The 1,000-nt window shown below is 67.3% G+C and carries 2 protein-coding genes; one reads left to right on the plus strand and one right to left on the minus strand.

The genetic code is table 11. The features are described 5' to 3' along the window. A partial coding sequence (locus ACIRS4_RS39470; RefSeq protein WP_404205292.1) for an isocitrate/isopropylmalate family dehydrogenase occupies window positions 1–557 on the minus strand: 557 nt, incomplete at its 3' end. A gap of 181 nt (window positions 558–738) precedes the next feature. Between ACIRS4_RS39470 and ACIRS4_RS39475 the strand changes: the two genes are divergently transcribed. After that, the gene (locus ACIRS4_RS39475) at window positions 739–972 is read left to right on the plus strand and encodes a hypothetical protein (protein WP_404205294.1); all 234 of its coding nucleotides are present in this window, start codon (window positions 739–741) and stop codon (window positions 970–972) included. The last annotated feature ends 28 nt before the right edge of the window (window positions 973–1,000 follow it).

Raw genomic sequence — 1,000 nt, forward strand, 5'->3', positions numbered from 1 at the left:
CCGGCGAAGGCCAGCACGTTGTTCTTGTGCACCAGGGTCAGGTGCTTGCGGCGCTTGCGGGCGGTCTCGAAGGCGTAGCGAACCACGCGCTCGACGCCGAAGCGGGTGTTGGTGGAGACCTCGGTGGCCACCTCGTGCGGGGTGTTGACGCGGATCGCGCCGCCGGTGCCGGTGTACGGGCCCTCGGTGCCCTCACGCACGACCACGAAGTCGATGTCCGGGTTCGAGGCCAGCGGGCTGGTGACGCCCGGGTACAGCTTCGAGGGGCGCAGGTTCACGTGGTGGTCGAGCTCGAAGCGGGTGCGCAGCAGCAGGCCGCGCTCGAGCAGGCCGGACTGCACCGACGGGTCGCCGATGGCGCCCAGCAGGATGGCGTCGTGCTGCTTGAGCTCCGGGATCACGTTCTCCGGGAGGATCTCGCCGGTGGCATGGAACCGCTTGGCTCCCAGGTCGTATGCGGTCTTCTCGACACCGGGCACCACCACATCGAGCACCTTGAGGGCCTCGGCGATGACCTCGGGGCCGATACCGTCGCCCGGAATGACAGCGAGTTTCATGAAATCCATGCTCCGTTTCGATAACGCGCGGGTGGTCCTCTCCGCGCTGACAGGAGAGTCCCGGCCACCATAGCGGGTGCCGCCATGACCCCTTTCACCAGGGCGAATCGCTCCCAACCAGTGGGATCGACGCGGTCGCGCGGAGCTCTCGATCGGCGGATCGCGCCGGTAGTGTCGGGGGATGTTCGACAATCTCCGCTTCGAGCGCAAACTCCGCCGGCTGGAACGCAAGATCGATCTGATCCTCGAGCATCTCGGCATCGACGATCCCGACCACGCCATCGACTACACCGCGATCGACGAGCATCTGCTGCGCGGCAAGAAGATCCACGCCATCAAGGCGTATCGCGAGCAGGATCCGACGGCCAGTCTGGTCGAGGCGCGCGACGCGGTCGAAGCCCGCGGTCGCCGCTGACGGCGGTCACCCACCCCACCGAACGCAC

The organism is Streptomyces sp. NPDC101166 (genome assembly GCF_044768125.1).
Lineage (GTDB): Bacteria > Actinomycetota > Actinomycetes > Streptomycetales > Streptomycetaceae > Streptomyces.

What these genes read in the sequence shown, in the direction of transcription:
- ACIRS4_RS39475 (WP_404205294.1), top strand. Translation starts at nt 739, where the DNA reads ATGTTCGACAATCTCCGCTTCGAGCGCAAACTCCGCCGGCTGGAACGC.